A 20,025-nucleotide genomic window follows, 5' to 3' on the forward strand; every position below is an offset into this window, starting at 1 on the left:
TTCCCGCCCGGCCATCCGTGCTGCCCCGGCGCGGAGCGCGGGCAAGCGTTCAGGCCGGGGTTGGCTGGAGGAATTCCAGGCGGTTGCCCACCGGGTCCTCGGAGTAGAAGCGGTGGTGGCCCGGGAGGTTGTCGTCCCAGGTCACCGGGGCCCCGCCGGCCCGGAGGCGGACGGCGTACGCCTCGATGTCCGTGACCCGCAGCCCGGGGTGCGCCTTGCGGGCCGGGCGGAAGTCGGCCTCGATGCCGAGGTGCAGCCGTACCGCCCCCGCCTCGAACCAGCACCCGCCCCGCCCCGCGAGCCCCGCCGGCTTGGGCACCTCCGTCATGCCGAGGACACCCTCGTAGAAGGCGCGCAGCTCCGCCTCGCTGCCGGGCGGCGCCGCCAGTTGCACGTGGTCCAGTTCGGCCAGCATCAGGCGTCCTTTCCGCGGGCCACCGCGAACAGCCGGCGGAAGGGGAAGACCGTCCCGTGCCCCCGGGCCGGGTACGCCTCCCGCAGCAGCGCCCCGTACTCCTCCAGGAAGGCGTCCGTCGCCTCGGGATCGTCGGCGAGGGCCGTGAGGACGGGCCGCAGCCCGGTGCCCTTGACCCAGTCGAGGACGGCGTCCCGCCCCGGCAGTACCTGGAGGTACGTGGTCTCCCAGACGTCGGCCGCATAGCCGAGCCCCGTGAGCAGGTCGAGGTAGGCGGCCGGGGTGAGCACCGCGTCGGCGTGGCGCAGGCACCCGTCGAGGCGCTCGCGCCAGCGGGCGGACGACGCCAGGTCCCGAAGGAGCACGTGGCTGGGGGCGTCGAAGTTCGCCGGGACCTGGAAGGCGAAGGTCCCGCCGGGCGCGAGCGCGGCGGTCCAGGCGGCGAAGGAGCCGGCGTGGCCGGGCACCCACTGGAAGGTGGCGTTGGACAGGATCAGGTCGTACCGCTCCGGCGGCGTCCAGGCCGTGAGGTCCGCCGGGGCGAAGTCGACGCGGCCGCCGTCCGCCGTGGTGCCCGCCTGGGCCGCGGCGCGCTCCAGCATCTCGGGCGAGTTGTCGTAGCCGGTGATGTGGGCGGTGGGCCAGTGGGCGGCGGCGATGGCGGTGGAGTTGCCGGGGCCGCACCCGAGGTCGGCGATGCGGAGGGGCCGCCCGGTCACGGGCGGCGCCGTCACATGGGCCAGCAGGTCGGTCATGGCCCGGTTGCGGTGGCTCGCGTGGCGCAGGTACTGGTGGGGGTCCCAGGTCGGCGTGGGCGGGGCGGACGGCGTGGTCGGCATGGGTGCTGCTCCTCTGCGACGTGCGGACGTGCGGGGCGTGCGGACATGCTGAGTGCTGATGTGCGGACGTACTGCGTGCTGCGTGCTACCGGCGAGTCGTGCCGGACGCATCACCGGTACGGGGCGGTACCAAGGGCCGTGCCCGTGCGGCCTCACGGCACACCGAGCACCGGTACGGACGCCGGTACGGGCCCGGCTCGCGGCCCGGTCCGGCGGCCGGGCGTCGTCAGTCTCGCCCCGGGGGTATCTTGACGTCAAGAGACTTCACGTCGACAGACCCCCTACACTGATCGTCATGGAGGACGAGGTCGACCGGCTGGTCGCTGCATGGCGTCGGGAGCGCCCTGACCTCGACGTGGAACCGCTCGAGGTGCTGAGCCGCGTGAGCAGGCTGGCGCGCCACCTCGACCGGGCGCGTCGGCTGGCGTTCTCCGAGCACGAGCTGGAGCCGTGGGAGTTCGACGTCCTGACGTCGCTCCGGCGCGCGGGCGCCCCCTACCAGCTCTCGCCGGGCCAGCTCCTCACCCAGACCCTGGTGACCTCCGGCACGATGACGAACCGCATCGACCGCCTCGCGAAGAAGGGGCTCGTGGAGCGCCTGCCGGACCCCAGCGACCGCCGCGGCGTGCTGGTCCGCCTCACCGACGAGGGCCGGGACCGCGCCGACCAGGCCCTGGCCGGGCTGCTCGACCAGGAGCGGGCCATCCTGGGGGAGCTGTCCCGCGCCCAGCGGGGCGAACTGGCGGCGCTGCTACGCCAGTTGACCGCCCCGTTCGACAACGTCCCCGGCTAGGTCGACCGGGCCGACCCCGGCCCTGCGGGCGAGGGCGACGGCGGCGAGGGTGGAGTGCACGCCCAGCTTGCCGAGGACGTTCTGCATGTGCGTGCGCACGGTGTGCGGGGAGAGGAAGAGCCGCTCGGCGACGGCCTTGCGGCCCAGGCCCGCCACCATGCAGCGCAGCACCTCGCGCTCGCGCGGGGTCAGCGACTCGACGAGCCGCTCGCTCTCCGTGCGGTGCTTGCGGGCCGCGGTCAGCTCCCGCAGGACGCCGGTGAGCAGGGCGGGCGGCAGGTGCGTCTCGTCGCGCAGCACGCCGCGGATGACGGTGAGCAGCCGGGAGAGCGAGCAGTCCTTGGCGACCCAGCCGGAGGCGCCCGCCTGGAGGGCGAGCGCCGCGCGCCGCGGGTCGTCCTTCTCGGCGAGGACGACCGTACGTACGGCGGGCTGTGCCGAGCGTACGCCCGTGACCAGCGAGATGCCGTCCACGAGTCCGTCGGCCTGGCCGTCGTGCACGGGCACCGCGGGGCGCGTGGCGCTCTGCAGCGCGGGCGCGGAGCCGCCGAGGTCGGCGTCGACGAGCAGGACGTCGTATCTGCGTCCCTCGGCCGCCGCGCGGTCCAGGCAGCGCAGTGCCGCGGGGCCGCTGCCCGCGGCGGAGACGTCCACGTCGGGCTCGGCGGCGAGCGCGGCCGCGAGCGACTCGGCGAAGATGCGATGGTCGTCGACGACCAGGACTCGGATTCGAACCACGGAAACCCCCACAGGCTGGAGGACGGTGGACCTGGTGCGGGTACGGCGCCCGGCGTGAGGGCAGCCGCAGCCGCACGGCCGCCGCCGTGCCCTGACTGCCACCCCCACCGCCGGGCGTCGTACCCGACTGTCTCGCCCCCTGAACGGCGCCGGCCCCCACCGGCGCTGTCCTTCAGAGTACGGACGGGGGCCCGGAGCGGAAGTGGATTTGCAGAACTGATTGTCCGGCGCGTTTATGGTGAGCCGTATGTTTCGTATTGAGACGGGAGTCGACAAAGAACGGCTTCGTCTGCTTCGGGCGCGGCTGCGGGCGGCCAACACGGAGGCCTCACCGGTGCTGCGGGCGATCCGGGGGACCCCTGCTGAGCAGGAAGAACCGCTCGGGGTGTGGGTGGTGGGGGACGACGGGGAACTGCTCGGGGGGCTCGCCGCGCACACGTGGGCGGGGTGGCTGCACGTGAACTTCCTGTGGGTGGCGGCGGAGTTGCGCGGGGGCGGGGTCGGGGGGCGGGTCCTCGCGGAGGCGGAGCGGGTCGCGCGGGAGGAGCGGGGGTGCCGGGGGGCGCGGGTGGAGACGTGGGACTTTCAGGCGCCCTCGTTCTACGAGAAGCAGGGGTATGAGGTGGTGTGCGCGATTCCCGACTATCCGGAGGGGGTGACGGAGTACACCCTGACGAAGCGCTTGGGCTGACCCCGGCCGGGAGCCCCCGTGCCCGCCCCTTTCCCGTAACCAGGGGGCTGCCGCCCCTGGACCCCGCCTTATCGGCCTTCGGCCTCGTCCTCAATCGCCGGACGGGCTGGAACTCTCCAGCGCGGCCCGGCGCACCGTCCAGCTCCCGGCAGGGTCACGCCACCCGCCGTGCCCCCCGCGAAGGCTCCGCCTCGAAGACGCGCGGTGGCGTGAAGCCCGCCGCGGCGAAGGCCTCCGTCACCGCCTTGGTGACGGTGTCCGCGTCGGCGGCCTCCACCAGGGCCACCGCGGAGCCGCCGAACCCGCCGCCCGTCATGCGCGCGCCGAGCGCCCCGGCCCGCTCCGCCGCCGCCACGGCGAGGTTCAGCTCGGGGCAGGAGATTCGCAGGTCGTCCCGGAGGGAGGCGTGGCCCTCGGTGAGGACGGGGCCGATACCGCGGACGTCGCCCGCGTCGAGGAGGGCGACGACGCGGGCGACGCGGTGGTCGTCGGAGACGACGTGGCGGACGTAGCGGCGGACGCGCTCGTCGTCCAACTGGCGCAGCGCGTCCGGGAGTTCGGCGTACAGGACGTCACGGAGGTGGGTGACGCCGAGGGCGCGCGCCCCGGCCTCGCACCCGGCGCGCCGCTCGGCGTACGCCCCGTCGCCCAGCTCGTGCCGTACGCGGGTGTCGACGACGAGCAGTCGCAGTCCGTGCGCGGCGAGGTCGAAGGGCACCTGGCGGACGCCGAGGTCGCGGCAGTCGAGGTGGAGCACCCGCCCGGCCTCGCAGGCGGCGGAGGCCATCTGGTCCATGACGCCGCACGGCACGCCGACGAAGGCGTTCTCGGCGCGCTGCGCGAGGAGCGCCAACTCCCGCTTCGTGAGGCCGAGTTCGTACAGTTCGTTGAGGGCGAGGGCGGTGACGACCTCCAGGGCCGCCGACGAGGACAGGCCCGCGCCGGTCGGCACCGTGGAGGACAGGTGCAGGTCGGCGCCGCCCACCGGGTGGCCGGCGGCGCGCAGCGCCCAGACGACGCCCGCCGGGTAGGCGGCCCAGCCGCCGCTGTCGGAGAGCGGCCGCAGGGCGTCGGCGGCGAGTTCGACGACGGGGCCCTCGACGTCGGCGGAGTGCAGCCGCAGGAGGCCGTCGTCGCGGCGGGCGACGGCGGCCACCGCGGTGTGCGGCAGGGCGAGCGGCATGACGAAGCCCTCGTTGAAGTCCGTGTACTCGCCGATGAGGTTGACGCGGCCGGGTGCCGCCCACACCCCCTGGGGCGCGTATCCGTAGAGGGCGGTGAACTCGTCGGCGACGGACATGGGCCGGTTACCCCTTTCGCCGGGCGAAGGCCCAGGCGTCGGTGACGATGTCGGCGAGGTCGGCGCGGGCGGGCCGCCAGCCGAGCCGCTCGTGGGCGGTGGCGGCGGAGGCGACGAGGACCGCCGGGTCGCCGCCGCGGCGCGCGGCGACCACCTCGGGGATCGGGTGCCCGGTGACCTCGCGGGCGGTCTCGATGACCTCGCGGACGGAGAAGCCGTTGCCGTTGCCGAGGTTGCACACGAGGTGTTCGCCCTCGGTGGCGGCGTCGAGGGCGCGCAGGTGGGCGTCGGCGAGGTCGGCGACGTGGATGTAGTCGCGCACGCAGGTGCCGTCGGGCGTGTCGTAGTCGTCGCCGAAGACGGAGATGGCCTCGCGCCTGCCCTGGGCGACCTGGAGGACGAGCGGGATGAGGTGCGACTCGGGGTCGTGGCGCTCGCCGTACAGGGTGCCGGACGGCGTCCGGTAGGCGCCGGCCACGTTGAAGTAGCGCAGGGAGACCGCGCCCAGGCCGTGGGCCTTCGCCTCGCCGCTGATCATGTGGTCGACGGCGAGCTTGGAGGCGCCGTACGGGGAGGTGGGGGCGGTGGGGTCGGTCTCCTTGATGGGCGTGCTCACGGGTTCGCCGTAGGTCGCGGCCGTGGAGGAGAAGACGAGGGTGCGCACGCCCGCGTCGCGCATGGCGGTGAGCAGGGCCATGGTGCCGCCGACGTTGTTGTCCCAGTACTTCTCGGGCTTGGCGACGGACTCGCCGACCTGGGAGAAGGCGGCGAAGTGCAGCACGGCGGCGTACGAGGAGTCGAGCCATTTGGCGGAGTCGCGGATGTCGCCCTCGATGAACGTGGCGCCCGCGGGGACGCCCTCGCGGAAGCCCGTGGAGAGGTTGTCGAGGACGGTGACCTCGTGCCCGGCCTCGACCAGATGTTGTGCGACGACGCTGCCGACATAACCCGCACCGCCCGTGACCAGGTACTTCGCGCTCATCAACTCGTTACCTCTCGCAGTCGTTCGGCCGCGGCCTCCGGCGGCACGTCGTTGATGAACACACTCATGCCGGATTCGGAACCCGCGAGGAACTTCAGCTTGCCCGAAGTGCGGCGGATGGTGAAAAGCTCGAGGTGGAGCGCGAAGTCGTCGCGGACCACGCCGTCGTACGCGTCCAGGGGCGCGAAGGGCGCCTGGTGCCAGGCCGCGATGTAGGGGGTCGGGGTGCCGTCCTGGTCGAAGAGGCGGTCGAAGCGCTTGAGCAGCTCCAGGTAGACGCCGGGGAACTCGGCGCGCGCCGCCGCGTCGAGGCCGGGCAGGTCGGCCACGCGGCGCTTGGGGTAGAGGTGCGCCTCGTAGGGCCAGTGGGCGGCGTACGGCACGAAGGCCAGCCAGTGCTCGGTGTCCAGGACGACGCGGGGGCCGGCGCGCTCGTCGGCGAGGACGTCGTCGAAGAGGTTGCGGCCGCCGGTCGCGGCCTTGTGCGCGGCGAGGGAGCGCAGCGCGAGGGCGGTGCGCGGGGTCACGAAGGGGTAGGCGTAGATCTGCCCGTGCGGGTGGCCGAGGGTCACGCCGATCTCGGCGCCGCGGTTCTCGAAGCAGAACACCTGCTGGACCGAGGGCAGGTGGGACAGCTCGGCGGTGCGGTCGGTCCAGGCCTCCAGGACGAGCGCGGCCTGCTCGTCGGTGAGGTCGCGGAAGGACGCGGTGTGGTCGGAGGTGAAGCAGACGACCTCGCAGCGGCCCGCGTCGCCCGCGAGCGACGGGAAGCGGTTCTCGAAGACCACGACGTCGTACGAGGTGTCGGGGATCTCCGTGGGCCGCTCGGGCGTGGAGGGGCACAGGGGGCACTGGTCGGCCGGCGGGTGGTAGGTGCGGCCCTGGCGGTGCGAGGCGATGGCGACGCTGTCGCCGAGGAGGGGGTCCCGGCGGATCTCGGCGGTGGTGGCGACGGCGTCGAGGGGGCGCCGGTCGGTGGCGGTGCGCGCGGTGTCGTCGCGCAGGTCGTAGTAGATGAGCTCGCGACCGTCGGCGAGGTGCGTCGAGGTCTTCTTCACGTGGGGGCTCCTCATCCCGACCACCAACAGAACCGAACACAACAAACCACAAGTCAACACGCCCGTCAATTGCCATCGCCGGTACGCCACCCCTGAACGCGGGGCAGGGCCGAAGGAACGCGGGGCAGGACCCGAAGGCCCCGCCCGATCACAATCAAACAAAGGACATCAACAGAAGTGTTCACTTATGGAAGCGCGCGACGTAGGTTCCGGGCTGTTCCGTTCGCGCGACGAAGCGAGTACTTCATGCAGGCATCCACGTACACCCTGGCCGAGGGGCTCCGGCTGCCCACCAACGGCCTCGACTACGCCATCCTCGTCCTCTACTTCGTGGTCGTCCTCGGCATCGGGTTCGCGGCCCGCCGCTCCGTGAAGACCAGCCTCGACTTCTTCCTCTCGGGCCGCTCGCTGCCCGCGTGGGTGACCGGCCTCGCCTTCGTCGCCGCGAACCTCGGCGCCACCGAGATCCTCGGCATGGCCGCGACCGGCGCCCAGTACGGCGTCGCCGTCGTGCACTGGTACTGGATCGGCGCCATCCCGGCCATGGTCTTCCTGGGCCTGGTGATGATGCCCTTCTACTACCGCTCGAAGGTGCGCTCCGTCCCCGAGTTCCTGCTCCAGCGCTTCGACGCCTCCGCGCACCTGCTCAGCTCGGCGCTGTTCGCCTTCGCCGCGATCCTCATCGCGGGCGTGAACCTGTACGCCCTGTCGATCGTGGTGGAGGCGCTGCTGGGCTGGCCGCAGTGGGTGGCGATCGTGGTCGCCGGGCTGTTCGTGCTCGCGTACATCACCATCGGCGGGCTCTCCTCGGCGATCTACAACGAGGTCCTGCAGTTCTTCGTGATCCTCGCCGCGCTCATCCCGATCTGCGTCATCGGCATGAAGAAGGTGGGCGGCTGGGACGGCCTGAGCGGCAACCTGGAGCAGCGGCACGGCGACGACTTCCTCACCGCCTGGGGCGGCACCGGCATCGGCGACGCCAACCCGCTCGGCGCCAACTGGCTGACCATCGTCCTCGGCCTCGGCTTCGTCCTCTCCTTCGGCTACTGGACCACCAACTTCGCCGAGGTGCAGCGGGCCCTGTCCGCGAAGAACCTCAGCGCGGCGCAGCGCACCCCGCTCATCGCGGCCTTCCCGAAGATCTTCATCGTCTTCCTGGTGATGCTCCCCGGCCTGGTGGCGGCTGCCCTCGTCCCGAAGATCGGCACCGCGGGCTCGGACCTCACCTACAACGACGCGATCCCCTACCTGATGCAGGAGCTGCTGCCCAACGGCGTGCTCGGCATCGCCGTCACCGGCCTGCTCGCCGCCTTCATGGCGGGCATGGCGGCGAACGTGTCGTCCTTCAACACCGTGTTCACGTACGACATCTGGGCGCGGTACGCGGTCAAGGGCCGCGACGACACCTACTACCTGCGGTTCGGGCGGCTCATCACCGCGATCGGTGTGCTCGCCTCGATCGGCACCGCGTTCATCGCGTCGTCCTTCTCGAACATCATGGGCTACCTCCAGACCCTGTTCTCCTTCTTCAACGTCCCGATGTTCGTGGTCTTCGTCATCGGCATGTTCTGGAAGCGGGCCTCGATGAAGTCCGGGGTGTGGGGGCTCGTCGCGGGCACCTCGGCCGCGATGGTCAACTACTTCTGGATCTACAAGCAGGGCGTCGTCGACATCCCCACCGACCAGGGCGCCAACTTCGTCTCCGCGATCGTCGGCTTCGTCGCCGGCGCGGTGGTGATGGTGGTGGTCACCCTCTTCACCGCGCCCAAGCCGGAGGCCGAGCTGGCCGGCCTGGTGTACGGCACCGTCTCCCCCGGCCTGGAGGCCGACGACGGCGTCGAGGCGGGGGACTCCGCCTGGTACCGCAGGCCGGCGCTGCTCGGCTGGGGCGCGGTGGTGCTCGCCGCCGCGTGCTACGTCCCGTACTCGTTCTGACCGCGTCCGCTCCGACCCCGTCCCCGTCCCCGACTCCTGGAGGCTCCACCACCATGTCCGACCTGCAGAAGGAAGTGTCCGAGCTGGAGCGGAAGTCCGCGACGGCGGCGCGGCTCTTCGACATCCGGCGCATCATCGGCGGGCTGTTCGTCGTGTACGGCGTGATCGTGACGATCGCCGGAATCACCGCGTCCGACGCGGATCTCGACAAGGCCGAGGGCATCAACATCAACCTCTGGACCGGCCTGGGCATGCTCGCCCTCGGCCTCTTCTTCCTCATCTGGCTCAGGCTCCGCCCGGCGGCGCCCCCGCCACCCGCCGACTGACCCTGCCGGGGGCTCCCCAACCCCGCCCCTTTCCCGAAACCATGGGGCTCCGCCCCCTGGACCCCCGAATCGCGCTGACGCGCTCGTCCTCAAACGCCGGACGGGCTGTTCACAGCCCCTCCGGCGTTTGAGGAGCGGGGTCTGGGGCGGAGCCCCAGTTTCGGGAAAGGGGCGGGACTGGGGCGCCCCCGCGAGGCTACGCCTGGCCCGAGTTGTTGACCTGGCCGGAGGCCGGGGGGCGCTCGGCGCGCTCCAGGAGGCCCGTGCGGGCGGCCAGCGCCGCGGCCTCCAGCCGCGACCCCACCCCCAGCTTCATCAGCACCCGCTGCACATGCGTCCGCGCCGTACTGGGCGCGATCCCCATCCCGGCGGCGATGAGCCGCGTGTCCTCCCCGTCCGCCACCCGTACGAGCACCTCGACCTCACGCGGCGTGAGCATCTGGAGCAGCCGCTGCCCCTCGTCGTCCGGCTGCGCGGCGGGGTTGAGCAGCTCGCTGAAGGCGCCTTGGAGCAATTGGGGCGCGACGGCGGCCTCACCGGCGCGCGCCTTCATGATGGCGCGCTCCACCCCTTCGATGCGCTCGTCGTGCCGGACGTACCCGGAGGCGCCCGAGGCGAACGCCGCCGCGATGCCCCGCGGCGAGGGCACGGGCCCGAGGACGACCACGGCGACCTGGGGCCGCTCGCGCTTGATGCGGACCACGGGGTCGAACATGCCGGGCTCGGCGGGCGTCGCCGTACCGAGCAGGCACACTTCGGGGGCTCTGCTGATCACCAGCTCCGCCGCGCCCGCGGCGGGCGCGGCCGCGGCCAGCACCCGGTGCCCGCGCAGCTTGAGCGCCGAGGCGAGCGCCTCGGCGAGCAGTCGGTGGTCGTCGACCACCATGAGCCGCACACCCATCGAGCAACCCCCCAATGTCCCCCACGGATTCCCCCACTGATCCCCCCACGGATCCGGGGCCCCGGCCCTTCATCCCCCGGAAGCTACACGCTTGTTCGACGTCGCGCTGCCCCTACCGTCCAGAAGTAGCCCTGGATGCCGAAATCACTGCCTTTGGGGTAGCGCCTGCACGGGAGTACGGAGAGTGAACGGCCGCGGAGCCGGGAACGGGCGGCCGCGGAGCCGGGAACGGCCCCGGACCGTGCGGTCCGGGGCCGTCGCGCGCCCGCCCGGGGGCGGGCCGGGGCGCGGGTCACTTCGTGGTGAAGCCCAGCGCGATGTACTCCTTGTCGTCCTTGGAGTACGGCTTGCTGATCAGCTCCTTGCCCATGAACAAGTGGCCGTTGGTGTACAGGACTTCGTTGGACTTGGGGACCATGCCGCTGATGGCGCTGGAGACCGACTCGGTCGCGGGCGTCTCCAGGAGCGTGGTCTCCTTCATGGTCTTGCCGTCCAGCGAGACGACCTTGGCGCCCTTGTTGTAGCCGCCGCCCTTGTAGGCGAGGAGGTTGCCGCCGTCCATGCGCAGCGGGAACATCTCGCCGTCCTCGCCCGCGTCCGCGCGGTCACCGGTGGTCTTGCCCGTGGCGAGCGAGAACCCGATGATCTCGTTGGTGAAGCCGTAGCCCGAGCCGCCCGCGTCGTGCTGGCGCGTGGGCACGTACAGCTTGTCGTTGCCGACGGCGATCGACTTGCAGCTGTAGACCTTGTTGACGTCGCAGTCGTGGGCGTACTTGCCGTCCTCCAGCTTGATGCGGGCGCGCAGCTTGCCGTTGTTGCTGAGCGAGAAGACGTCCGTGGCACCGCTCGCGGTGATCTCCTCGGTGTCCTGGCCGAACACGACCGGGTTGGTCGAGATGATCTTGGCGTTGTCGATGCCCGCGGCCAGCGCGTAGCTCCACTTGTCGTCGCCCGTCTTGGGGTCGAGGAGCTGGATCTTGAGCTTCTCGTCGCCGTAGGTGCCGCACTTGCGGACGGCGACGAGCTGGTCGCCGCCCGCGTAGCCGACGTCCTTGCAGGAGCCGCCGACCTTCGGCTTCCACAGGAGCTTGCCGGACATGTCCCAGGCGGCGCCGGTGCCGCCGGTGCCGGAGCCCGCGGCGATGGTGGTGCCGGAGATGGTGATCTCCTCGAACTCCACCTTCATGCCGCTGTTGGCGACGTCCTTGGTCCACAGCTTCTTGCCGGACTTCAGGTCGATCGCGGAGACCTGCGTGCAGTCCGGGTACTTGTTCGCCTTGGTGGCCTTGGCCTCCTTGGCGACGACGGCCGCGACGCCGTCCTCGGTGATCTCCTTGGAGACCGCGCAGGTCTCGCCGGTGAGCGGGACCGACCACTTCTCCTTGCCGGAGGCGGGGTCGTACGCGATCAGGGCGTGGTCCTTGTCCTTGCCCTGGTAGCCGGACTTGACGACGGTGTCGTCGGTCATCCAGGAGCCGCCGACGCTCCACACGTCGTCCTTGGGCACGGCCGGCGCCGGGACCTGGAAGGCCACCTTGGCGCTGGTGCTCGCCGGCACCTTCTCCTTGGCGGGGCCGCCGGAGGGCAGGTCCTTCTTGTCGCCGCCCTTGCCGTCCTTGCCGCCGCCCTTGTCCGCGGTGGTCTTCTTGTCGTCGTCGTCCTTCTGCGTGGTCGCGTAGATGACGCCGCCGCCGACGATCAGCGCGATCGCGGCGACCGCGGCCACGATGATCGTCGTCTGCTTCTTCTTGCCGCCGCCCGGCCCGCCGGGGGTGCCCGGCTGCGGGTGCATCGGCATGGTGGGCGGCTGCGGGTAGCCGTACTGCTGCTGCCCGGCGGGCTGGGTCGGGTAGCCGTAACCGGGCTGCTGACCGTAGGCCGGCTGCTGGCCGTAGGCGGGCGCGGCGGGCTGGCCGTACGCCGGGGCGCCGGGCTGCCCGTACGCGGGCGGGGCGGGCGCGGCGGGCGGGGCCTGCGGGGGCGCCTGCGGCGGGGCGGCGGGCGGCGGCGTCTGCGGCGGGGGCGGGGTCCCCGGCGCGGCGGGCGGCGCCTGGGGCGGCTGAGGTGCCTGAGGCGCCTGGGGGTAGCCGTAGCCCGGCTCCGGGACCTTGCCGAAACCTTGCTGCTGGTCCGGCTGTCCCTGGGGGGCGCCGAAACCGCCCGGCGGGGGGTCCTGCGGAGCGCCGAACCCGCCCTGCGGGGGCTCGTTGGGCGGCTGAGGCGGCTGTGTCATGACTCTTTCCTTGGGGACGGAGAGGGGGGAATCAGTCGGTGGGGCGGGTCACTCGCCGTAGGCCAGCATCAGCTTCTCGCGGCCCTGCGCGCTGCCGGACAGACGCGTCGTGGAGAGGTAGAAGCGCCCGTCCACGTAGTCGACCGCCTTGGAGAAGAAGCCGTTCTCGATCTTCGCCGTCCCCTTGGGGTTCTGCAGCAGGGTCTTGGGCGTGTGCGAGCCGCTCGCCGCGAGGGAGACGACGCGGCCGCCGCTGTCGTAGGACGGCTCGACGTAGGCGATGAGCTGTCCGTCCTGCGTCTTCATGGGCATCATCGAGGTGTCCGTCGGCGACTTCTCGCGCCAGGCCGCCTTGCCGGTGTCGAGGCTGATCGCGACGATCTCGTTGGCGCCGGTCGTCTTCTTGGTCGGCAGGTAGAGGTACGAGTCGTCGGCGACGGCGCCCGTGCAGCCCTGGAGGTCGCGGACCATGATGCCGCCCCAGCCGCACTCAGGCGCGAAGTCCTCGTTGACCCGGACCTCGGAGCGGGTGGCGGAGCTGCCCGGCTTGAGCGTGGTGATGTTCCACTGCTTCTTGTCCTCGTTGGTGAGGTAGAGGACGGTCGGACTGGTGGAGTACACCTTGTCCAGGCGCCAGCCCTTGGGGAACTTCTTGGTCCACTTGGCCTTGCCGGTCTTCGGGTCCAGCTCCTGGACCTCGTCGTGCTCGGTGGGCGTGGACGCCCCGCAGGACAGCGCCCGCAGCATGCGGTCGCCGCCGGTGAAGCCGGACGGGAAGCAGGTGCCCTCGTCCTTCTTGCGCGAGACGAACATCTGCTCGCCGTCGCTCATGCTGTACGCGGTGCCGGACTGCGAGCGGGCGACCATCAGGGTGTCACCGGTGATGGTCAGCTCGATGCTGAGGGTGGAGTCGAAGAGGCCTTCTTCCTTGATCTGCTTCTTCCACCCCTTCTGGCCCGTCTTCAGGTCGATGACCTGGAGCTGGTCGCACTTGGCGGCGCTCTTGGTGCCGCTCCTGTACGCGACGACGACCTTGCCGTCCTCGCTGATCTGCTGGGAGGCCGCGCAGATGTCGTACGGCAGCTCGATCGTCGCCGGCCAGGCGGGCTTGCCCGTCTCGACGTCGTAGGCGAGGACTTCCTTGTAGACGGCCTTGACGGCGACGCCGTCCTTGATCCACATACCGGGGGCGTCGGCGCCCTTGCCGGGGGCCTTGGGGGCCTCCTTGTACCAGAGCACCTTGGACTCGCCGGCCTGGCGGCCCGCGTTGAGGTCCTCCTTGCCCTCGTGGCCGTCGCCGCTGCCGTCGCCCGGGTTGGCCGGGGCGGACGTGGAGGGCTTGGGGTCCTTGTTCTTCGCCTCGGACTTCTTCTTGTCGTCGTCACCGCCGGCCAGCGCGAAGACGGCGCCGCCCGCGACGAGGAGCGCGGCCACGGCCGCCGCGACGATCACCGCGGGCTTGCCCTTGAAGGGGCTCTTGCCGGGCGGCGGGGCGACCGGGCCGCCCGGGGCCTGCTGCGGGAAGCCGTAGCCGCCCGGCTGGGTCGGCTGGCCGTACGGTCCGGGCTGCGGGGCCTGGTAGGGGCCGGGCTGGGCGGGCTGGCCGTAGGGGCCGGGCTGGGTCGGCTGGGCGTACGGTCCCGGCTGCTGCGGGTAGCCGTAGGGGCCCGCCTGGGCGGGCGGTTGCTGCTGCGGGTAGCCGTAGCCGGGCTGCGGGGCGGGGGGAGGCGACTGCGGCGGGCCCGCGGGAGGCGGCGGCTGCGGTATGCCGGCCTGGCGCGGGTCCGGTGGATTCCCTGGCTGCTGCGGAGCTCCGAAGCCGCCGTGGGGCGGCTGGTTGGGCGGCTGAGTCATCAGCGCTTCCCCCTTCACTGATTTTTCGGCACGCCGAGTGGTGCTCAGGCCGACCTTTCTATCACCCTGTTCCAGCCATGGCGGGAACCGGTCCTGACCCTGTTCCCAAGGGCGGACCGGCCCGTGATGCGTCTGTTACGCGATGCTCACGCGTTCTCCGCGAGCTCCAGCCAGCGCATCTCCAACTCTTCACGCTCGTCCACGAGTTGGCGCAGTTCGGCGTCCAGTTTCGCCACCTTCTCGAAGTCTGTGGCGTTATCGGCGATCTGCGCGTGGAGGGTGCTCTCCTTGGCCGAGATCTTGTCCAGTTGCCGCTCGATCTTCTGCAGTTCCTTCTTCGCGGCGCGGGCGTCGGCGGCGGAGACCGCCTTGGCGTCGGACGTGTTCGCGGAGGGGCGGCTCGCGGGCGCCGGGGCCGGGGCCGCCGCCGCGGCCATGCGCTGCCTGCGCTCCAGGTACTCGTCGATGCCGCGCGGCAGCATGCGCATCGTGGCGTCGCCGAGGAGCGCGTACACGCGGTCCGTGGTGCGCTCGACGAAGAACCGGTCGTGGGAGATCACGATCATCGAGCCGGGCCAGCCGTCGAGGAGGTCCTCGAGCTGGGTCAGGGTCTCGATGTCGAGGTCGTTGGTGGGCTCGTCGAGGAAGAGGACGTTCGGCTCGTCCATCAGCAGCCGCAGCAGCTGGAGCCGGCGCCGCTCGCCGCCGGAGAGGTCGCCGACGGGCGTCCACTGCTTCTCCTTGCCGAAGCCGAAGGTCTCGCAGAGCTGGCCCGCGGTCATCTCGCGGCCCTTGCCGAGGTCGACGCGCTCGCGCACCTGCTGCACGGCCTCCAGGACGCGGATGGCCGGGTCCAGCTCGGCGACCTCCTGGGAGAGGTAGGCGAGCTTCACGGTCCTGCCGACGGCGATCCGCCCGGCCGCGGGCTGGACCTCCCCCTGCGAGCGGGCCGCGTCCGCGAGGGCCTTGAGCAGGGAGGTCTTGCCCGCGCCGTTCACGCCGACCAGGCCGATGCGGTCGCCGGGGCCGAGCTGCCACGTCAGGTGCTTGAGCAGCAGCTTGGGCCCGGCCTGGACGGACACGTCCTCCAGGTCGAAGACGGTCTTGCCGAGGCGGGTGGTGGCGAACTTCATCAGCTCACTGGTGTCCCGGGGCGGCGGCACGTCCGCGATCAGCTCGTTGGCCGCCTCGACGCGGAAACGCGGCTTGGACGTCCGGGCCGGGGCGCCGCGGCGCAGCCACGCCAGCTCCTTGCGGACGAGGTTCTGGCGCTTGGCCTCCTCGGTGGCGGCGATGCGCTCGCGCTCGGCCCGCGCGAAGACGTAGTCGGAGTAGCCGCCCTCGTACTCGTGGACGGTGCCGCGCTGGACGTCCCACATGCGGGTGCACACCTGGTCCAGGAACCAGCGGTCGTGGGTGACGCACACCAGCGCCGAGCGGCGCTCGCGCAGGTGCCGGGCGAGCCAGGAGATGCCCTCCACGTCGAGGTGGTTGGTGGGCTCGTCGAGCACGATCAGGTCCTGCTCGGCGATGAGCAGCTTGGCCAGCGCGATGCGGCGGCGCTCGCCGCCGGACAGCGGCCCGATGACGGTGTCCAGGCCCTGCGGGAAGCCGGGCAGGTCGAGCCCGCCGAAGAGCCCCGTCAGCACGTCGCGGATCTTCGCGTTCCCGGCCCACTCGTGGTCGGCGAGGTCGCCGATGACCTCGTGCCGGACGGTGGCCTCGGGGTCGAGGGAGTCGTGCTGGGTGAGCACGCCGAGCCGCAGCCCGCCGCTGTGGGTGACGCGCCCGGTGTCGGCCTCCTCCAGCTTGGCCAGCATCCGGATGAGGGTCGTCTTCCCGTCGCCGTTGCGCCCGACGACGCCGATCCTGTCCCCCTCGGACACGCCGAGCGAGACGCCGTCCAGCAGGGCACGGGTGCCGTACACCTTGCTGACGTTTTCGACATTGACCAGGTTGACGGCCATTTCACTCCTGACGCGGGGGTCGATCAGCCTTCAAGAGTAGGGCGTGGACCGGCGCGAACGGCGCGAGGTCGAACAATCACTCGATGTGATGACGTGATCCGGTAGCGGTGGCTACCGTGGAGGGGCAGGCCGAAGAATCCCGCGCATGGGAGGAACCACCATGACCGCCGAACCGATCTCCGAGGCCGCGTCCGAGCCGCGCACCCGGTGGGTGCTGCCGCCCGTCGACGGCTGGACCGTGGACGACCTGCACACTCTGCCAGACCTCCCGCCGCACACCCAGATGATCGACGGGAGCCTGGTCTTCGTGACGCCGCAGCGTGTCTTCCACAATCTCATGATCCGTTTGCTGACGAACGGACTGCTCGCGAGCGTGCCCTCCGAGTTCGAGGTTTTCAGTGAGATGACCGTTGTCATAGACCGTAAGAACGGCCCGGAGCCGGACGTGCTCGTCGTCAACAGGGAGGCCGTCCGCAGTCTCCGGCAGACGTCGTTCGAGGTCGCCGACGTCCTGCTCGCCGTTGAGGTCGTCTCGCCGGACTCCGAGGCCAGGGACCGCGACTCCAAGCCCCACAAGTACGCGGCAGCGGGGATCAAGCACTTCTGGCTCGTCGAGATGGAGGGCAAGGACGACCACCCGGTCGTCCACGTCTACGAACTCGACCCGGTCACCCACACGTACACGTGCAGCGGCATCCACCGCGACCGGCTCAAGCTGCGCGCGCCCTTCGACATCGACATCGATCTGACCTCACTCCACCGGCGGTAGGGCGCCGCTCAGACGACCGTTGCCCCCGGCGCGGGCGACGACGCCGGCCGCGCCGCGCGGCAGGTCCCCGAGGCGCGCAGGGCGGTCGCCACGCGCTCGGCGGCCTCGGCGTCCTCGGCCAGGAACGCCGTCGTCGGGCCCGAGCCGGAGACCAGGGCCGCGAGGGCGCCCGCCTCCGTGCCCGCCTTCAGGGTGTCGGCGAGGGCCGGGAAGAGGGAGAGCGCGGCGGGCTGGAGGTCGTTGGAGACGGTCCCGGCCAGGGCCACGGGGTCGCCCGCGCGCAGGGCGGCGAGCAGGGCCGGGGAGGCCTCGGGGGCGGGGGCGTCGGGGGTGAGGCGGTCGAACTCGCGGTAGACGGCCGGGGTGGAGAGCCCGCCGTCGGCGACGGCGAAGACCCAGTGGAAGGCGCCGCCCACGGGCAGTTCCTGGAGCTTCTCGCCGCGCCCGGTGCCGAGCGCGGCCCCGCCGACCAGGCTGAACGGCACGTCGCTGCCGAGCTCGGCGCAGATGTCAAGGAGCTCCTGCCGGGACGCCCCGGTGCCCCACAGCGCGTCGCAGGCGAGCAGGGCGCCCGCGCCGTCCGCGCTGCCGCCCGCCATGCCGCCCGCGACGGGGATGTCCTTGGCGATGTGCAGGTGCACGTCGGCGGGGCGGCCGTACCGCTCGGCGAGCGCGAGCGCGGCGCGCGCCGCGAGGTTCGTACGGTCCAGGGGGACCTGGGCGGCGTCCGGGCCCGAGCAGGTGATCCGCAGCTCGTCGGCGGGCGTCGCCGTGACCTCGTCGTACAGGCCGACGGCGAGGAAGACGTTGGCGAGGTCGTGGAAGCCGTCGGGCCTGGCCGGGCCGACGGCGAGCTGGACGTTGACCTTCGCGGGCACGCGGACGGTGACGCTCACTGCGCGGCTCCCTTGTGCTCGGCGATCCGCGCGAACTCCTCCACCGTCAGGGACTCGCCGCGCGCCTGCGGGGACACGCCCGCGGCGACGAGGGCCGCCTCGGCCGCGGCGGCGGAGCCCGCCCATCCGGCGAGGGCGGCGCGCAGCGTCTTGCGGCGCTGGGCGAAGGCGGCGTCGACGACGGCGAATACCTCCCGCTTGGAGGCGGAGGTGTTGACGGGCTCGGTCCGCCGCACGAGCGAGACGAGGCCCGAGTCGACGTTGGGCGCGGGCCAGAAGACGTTGCGGCCGATGGCGCCCGCGCGCTTGACCTCGGCGTACCAGTTGGCCTTCACCGACGGGACGCCGTACACCTTCGAGCCCGGGGCGGCGGCGAGGCGGTCGGCGACCTCGGCCTGCACCATCACGAGCGTGCGCTCGATGGAGGGGAAGGTGTCGAGCATGTGCAGCAGGACCGGCACGGCGACGTTGTACGGGAGGTTCGCGACGAGGGCCGTCGGGGCCGGGCCGGGCAGCTCGCGCACGAGCATGGCGTCGCTGTGGACGAGCGCGAACGCGTCCTTCTTCCGCGGCAGCCGGGCGGCGATGGTCGCCGGCAGGGCGGCGGCGAGGACGTCGTCGATCTCCACGGCGGTGACGTGCGCGGCCGTCTCCAGGAGCGCGAGGGTCAGCGAGCCGAGGCCCGGGCCGACCTCGACCACGACGTCGTCGGGGCGGACCTCCGCGGTGCGGACGATGCGGCGGACGGTGTTCGCGTCGATGACGAAGTTCTGGCCGCGCTGCTTGGTCGGGCGGACGCCGAGGGTCGCGGCCAGCTCGCGGATGTCGGCGGGGCCCAGGAGGGCGCCGTGCTCGGTGCTACTCACCGCCCCAGGGTACGGGGCGGCGCTCCCTCCCCTTGCCGCTCGCCCCGCCGGGGCTGGGGGTGCCGCCCTGGCGGGCGGGGCTGAGCCTTCGCGGAGACCGGCTGGGCGCCCCGCGGGACGATTGCCCACGGAGGGAAAGCGCTCCGCGCCGGGGTCGCGCTCCGCGGTGGGGCGTCACGGGTGGGCGGGTGGGAAGCACACCACGACGGCGGGAGAGCGCTCCGCGCCGGGGCCGGGCCCGCGAAGCCGGGTGGCACGGGCGGGCGGGCGGGAAAGGGGAACCTCGCGGCGAAGGCAGGCTCAGCCGCGGAGGCGGGCGCCGCAGTGGGGCCAGGGGCTCGCGCCCCGCTGGACGTACAGCTTCTTCGCGCGAAGCGTCTGCTCCGCGGCCGAGGCGTCCTGGGGCCGCCCGGACCCGCCGAGCCCCTGCCAGGTGCGGGTGTCGAACTGGTAGAGCCCTCCGTACGTACCGGAGGGATCCACCGCGTTCGGCCGCCCCCCGGACTCGCACGCCGCCAGCGCCCCCCAGTTGAGCCCGTCGGCACCGGTGACGGCCTTGGGCGGGGCCTTCGTACCGACCTTCACGATGCGCGTCTGCGGCTCGCGCACCACCTCGCTCCGGAGGCGCCGGGGCTTCTGCCGGACGCCGTTGACCGTGCGCACCGCGTACGTGATCCGCCGGGCGCCCTCGCGTCCCGGCTGGATGACGACCTCCGTGCCGCGCGGCAGCGACGAGTCCGCCACCTTCTGGACGGTGAACGGCAGGGCCTCCTCGCGCACCTCCTTGCGGCCGGAGATCCGCATGACCGTGATGGTCTGCCCGTCGCGCGGGAAGCTGCCGGGCGGCACGGACGTGGTGTCGGAGCCGCGCAGGGTGACGCCGGACTCCTCGACGGCCTCGCGGACGGTCGCGGCGTTCGTACGGATGGTGCGGGCGCGTCCGTCGGCCATGACGGTCACGGTGCGTTCGGTGCGGACGTCGAGGTCGAGGCCCTCGCGGGCGATGCGCTTGCTGCGCGAGGCGGAGAGGTAGGCGCCCTCGGCGCGCACGCCGAGCTGGCGCAGCGCGCCGTCGACGGTGCGGGCCGTGGTCCACACCTGGCGGCGCTGTCCGTCGAGGGTGAGCTGCACGGGGCGGCCGTAGCGGACGGCGATCTCGTCGCCGCTGGTGAGCGCGGTGTCGGAGGTGGGCGCCACGATGTCGTGGGCGCCGACGTCCACGCCCTCGTCGGCGAGCAGCTCGCCGACGTCGTCCGCGAAGGTGTGCAGGGTGCGGGACTTGCCGTCGACGCTGAGCTGGACGGCCTTGTCGTTGGCGACGAAGGCGGAGGTGCCGCCCGCGAGGAAGGCGACGACGAGGGCCTGCGGCAGCAGCCGCCGCAGCCCGTCGGGCCGGTCGGAGCCCCGCCTGCGGCGGGCGGCGCGCCGTCCGGCGGCCCGCCCCGCGGCCCGGCCGCCGTCG

At 72.4% G+C, this 20,025-nt stretch carries 18 protein-coding genes; 5 read left to right on the forward strand and 13 right to left on the reverse strand.

The window, feature by feature from the left end; translation table 11 throughout:
* Window positions 1–49: 49 nt before the first annotated feature.
* Window positions 50–415 (reverse strand): VOC family protein, encoded by a 366-nt coding sequence (locus QK440_RS30925; protein ID WP_282796539.1) that lies wholly within the window; start codon window positions 413–415, stop codon window positions 50–52.
* On the reverse strand, window positions 415–1,254 hold the full coding sequence (locus tag QK440_RS30930) for a trans-aconitate 2-methyltransferase (protein WP_282796540.1): 840 nt from the start codon (window positions 1,252–1,254) through the stop codon (window positions 415–417). The genes QK440_RS30925 and QK440_RS30930 overlap by 1 nt, the downstream gene beginning before the upstream one ends.
* 295 nt (window positions 1,255–1,549) lie before the next feature.
* On the opposite strand from QK440_RS30930, the gene tamR reads away from it, so the two are divergent.
* On the forward strand, window positions 1,550–2,047 hold the full coding sequence (gene tamR, locus QK440_RS30935; RefSeq protein ID WP_164324112.1) for a MarR family transcriptional regulator TamR: 498 nt from the start codon (window positions 1,550–1,552) through the stop codon (window positions 2,045–2,047).
* On the opposite strand, the gene QK440_RS30940 is transcribed toward tamR, so the two are convergent.
* Window positions 2,006–2,785: a response regulator transcription factor gene (locus tag QK440_RS30940; protein ID WP_282796541.1), complete on the reverse strand. Its 780-nt coding sequence runs from the start codon at window positions 2,783–2,785 to the stop codon at window positions 2,006–2,008. The genes tamR and QK440_RS30940 overlap by 42 nt on opposite strands.
* A 235-nt stretch (window positions 2,786–3,020) precedes the next feature.
* Between QK440_RS30940 and QK440_RS30945 the strand changes: the two genes are divergently transcribed.
* Window positions 3,021–3,476, forward strand: coding sequence for a GNAT family N-acetyltransferase (locus tag QK440_RS30945; protein WP_282796556.1), 456 nt, complete (start codon window positions 3,021–3,023; stop codon window positions 3,474–3,476).
* A gap of 154 nt (window positions 3,477–3,630) precedes the next feature.
* Here QK440_RS30945 and galK read toward each other — a convergent pair whose 3' ends face one another.
* Genes galK through galT form a run of 3 tightly spaced genes read right to left on the reverse strand, consistent with a single transcriptional unit; the run spans window position 3,631 to window position 6,816 of the window.
* Window positions 3,631–4,776 carry a galactokinase gene (gene galK / locus QK440_RS30950; RefSeq protein ID WP_282796542.1) on the reverse strand — a complete coding sequence of 382 codons (1,146 nt, stop codon included), beginning with the start codon at window positions 4,774–4,776 and terminating at the stop codon, window positions 3,631–3,633.
* 7 nt (window positions 4,777–4,783) lie between these two features.
* Entirely contained in the window at window positions 4,784–5,758 is a 975-nt protein-coding gene (galE, locus tag QK440_RS30955) for a UDP-glucose 4-epimerase GalE (protein ID WP_282796543.1), read from the reverse strand.
* The gene (gene galT / locus QK440_RS30960) at window positions 5,758–6,816 is read right to left on the reverse strand and encodes a galactose-1-phosphate uridylyltransferase (protein ID WP_282796544.1); all 1,059 of its coding nucleotides are present in this window, start codon (window positions 6,814–6,816) and stop codon (window positions 5,758–5,760) included. The genes galE and galT overlap by 1 nt, the downstream gene beginning before the upstream one ends.
* Before the next feature lie 246 nt (window positions 6,817–7,062).
* Here galT and QK440_RS30965 point away from each other — a divergent pair, with 246 nt between their 5' ends.
* Both QK440_RS30965 and QK440_RS30970 read left to right on the forward strand, forming a co-directional pair.
* Window positions 7,063–8,751: a sodium:solute symporter family protein gene (locus QK440_RS30965; protein ID WP_282796545.1), complete on the forward strand. Its 1,689-nt coding sequence runs from the start codon at window positions 7,063–7,065 to the stop codon at window positions 8,749–8,751.
* Window positions 8,752–8,804: 53 nt separating this feature from the next.
* Window positions 8,805–9,077 carry a hypothetical protein gene (locus QK440_RS30970; RefSeq protein WP_282796546.1) on the forward strand — a complete coding sequence of 91 codons (273 nt, stop codon included), beginning with the start codon at window positions 8,805–8,807 and terminating at the stop codon, window positions 9,075–9,077.
* A gap of 196 nt (window positions 9,078–9,273) precedes the next feature.
* On the opposite strand, the gene QK440_RS30975 is transcribed toward QK440_RS30970, so the two are convergent.
* From QK440_RS30975 to QK440_RS30990, 4 genes are all read right to left on the reverse strand, one after another.
* A complete protein-coding gene (locus QK440_RS30975) occupies window positions 9,274–9,978 on the reverse strand; it encodes a LuxR C-terminal-related transcriptional regulator (protein WP_190139991.1) in 705 nt (234 codons plus the stop codon).
* A gap of 292 nt (window positions 9,979–10,270) precedes the next feature.
* Window positions 10,271–12,211: a PQQ-binding-like beta-propeller repeat protein gene (locus tag QK440_RS30980; protein WP_282796547.1), complete on the reverse strand. Its 1,941-nt coding sequence runs from the start codon at window positions 12,209–12,211 to the stop codon at window positions 10,271–10,273.
* Window positions 12,212–12,259: 48 nt separating this feature from the next.
* The gene (locus QK440_RS30985) at window positions 12,260–14,065 is read right to left on the reverse strand and encodes a PQQ-binding-like beta-propeller repeat protein (protein WP_282796548.1); all 1,806 of its coding nucleotides are present in this window, start codon (window positions 14,063–14,065) and stop codon (window positions 12,260–12,262) included.
* A 146-nt stretch (window positions 14,066–14,211) separates the two neighbouring features.
* Window positions 14,212–16,032, reverse strand: coding sequence for an ABC-F family ATP-binding cassette domain-containing protein (locus tag QK440_RS30990; protein WP_282796549.1), 1,821 nt, complete (start codon window positions 16,030–16,032; stop codon window positions 14,212–14,214).
* 160 nt (window positions 16,033–16,192) lie between these two features.
* Here QK440_RS30990 and QK440_RS30995 point away from each other — a divergent pair, with 160 nt between their 5' ends.
* Entirely contained in the window at window positions 16,193–16,801 is a 609-nt protein-coding gene (locus QK440_RS30995) for a Uma2 family endonuclease (RefSeq protein ID WP_282796550.1), read from the forward strand.
* Between the two features lie 8 nt (window positions 16,802–16,809).
* On the opposite strand, the gene QK440_RS31000 is transcribed toward QK440_RS30995, so the two are convergent.
* The 3 genes from QK440_RS31000 to QK440_RS31010 all read right to left on the reverse strand — a co-directional run.
* On the reverse strand, window positions 16,810–17,697 hold the full coding sequence (locus QK440_RS31000) for a 4-(cytidine 5'-diphospho)-2-C-methyl-D-erythritol kinase (RefSeq protein ID WP_282796551.1): 888 nt from the start codon (window positions 17,695–17,697) through the stop codon (window positions 16,810–16,812).
* Window positions 17,694–18,563 (reverse strand): 16S rRNA (adenine(1518)-N(6)/adenine(1519)-N(6))-dimethyltransferase RsmA, encoded by an 870-nt coding sequence (gene rsmA, locus QK440_RS31005; protein WP_282796552.1) that lies wholly within the window; start codon window positions 18,561–18,563, stop codon window positions 17,694–17,696. Before rsmA ends, QK440_RS31000 begins: the two co-directional genes overlap by 4 nt.
* Before the next feature lie 300 nt (window positions 18,564–18,863).
* Window positions 18,864–20,025, reverse strand: a 1,162-nt coding sequence (locus QK440_RS31010; RefSeq protein WP_282796553.1) for a resuscitation-promoting factor, incomplete at its 5' end; no start/stop codon positions are given.

The organism is Streptomyces sp. CC224B (genome assembly GCF_030010595.1).
Classification (GTDB): Bacteria; Actinomycetota; Actinomycetes; order Streptomycetales; family Streptomycetaceae; genus Streptomyces; species Streptomyces longispororuber.

What these genes read in the sequence shown, in the direction of transcription:
- QK440_RS30925 (WP_282796539.1), bottom strand. Translation starts at nt 415, where the DNA reads ATGCTGGCCGAACTGGACCACGTGCAACTGGCGGCGCCGCCCGGCAGC.
- QK440_RS30930 (WP_282796540.1), bottom strand. Translation starts at nt 1,254, where the DNA reads ATGCCGACCACGCCGTCCGCCCCGCCCACGCCGACCTGGGACCCCCAC.
- tamR (WP_164324112.1), top strand. Translation starts at nt 1,550, where the DNA reads ATGGAGGACGAGGTCGACCGGCTGGTCGCTGCATGGCGTCGGGAGCGC.
- QK440_RS30945 (WP_282796556.1), top strand. Translation starts at nt 3,021, where the DNA reads ATGGTGAGCCGTATGTTTCGTATTGAGACGGGAGTCGACAAAGAACGG.
- galK (WP_282796542.1), bottom strand. Translation starts at nt 4,776, where the DNA reads ATGTCCGTCGCCGACGAGTTCACCGCCCTCTACGGATACGCGCCCCAG.
- galE (WP_282796543.1), bottom strand. Translation starts at nt 5,758, where the DNA reads ATGAGCGCGAAGTACCTGGTCACGGGCGGTGCGGGTTATGTCGGCAGC.
- QK440_RS30965 (WP_282796545.1), top strand. Translation starts at nt 7,063, where the DNA reads ATGCAGGCATCCACGTACACCCTGGCCGAGGGGCTCCGGCTGCCCACC.
- QK440_RS30970 (WP_282796546.1), top strand. Translation starts at nt 8,805, where the DNA reads ATGTCCGACCTGCAGAAGGAAGTGTCCGAGCTGGAGCGGAAGTCCGCG.
- QK440_RS30975 (WP_190139991.1), bottom strand. Translation starts at nt 9,978, where the DNA reads ATGGGTGTGCGGCTCATGGTGGTCGACGACCACCGACTGCTCGCCGAG.
- QK440_RS30980 (WP_282796547.1), bottom strand. Translation starts at nt 12,211, where the DNA reads ATGACACAGCCGCCTCAGCCGCCCAACGAGCCCCCGCAGGGCGGGTTC.
- QK440_RS30985 (WP_282796548.1), bottom strand. Translation starts at nt 14,065, where the DNA reads ATGACTCAGCCGCCCAACCAGCCGCCCCACGGCGGCTTCGGAGCTCCG.
- QK440_RS30990 (WP_282796549.1), bottom strand. Translation starts at nt 16,032, where the DNA reads ATGGCCGTCAACCTGGTCAATGTCGAAAACGTCAGCAAGGTGTACGGC.
- QK440_RS30995 (WP_282796550.1), top strand. Translation starts at nt 16,193, where the DNA reads ATGACCGCCGAACCGATCTCCGAGGCCGCGTCCGAGCCGCGCACCCGG.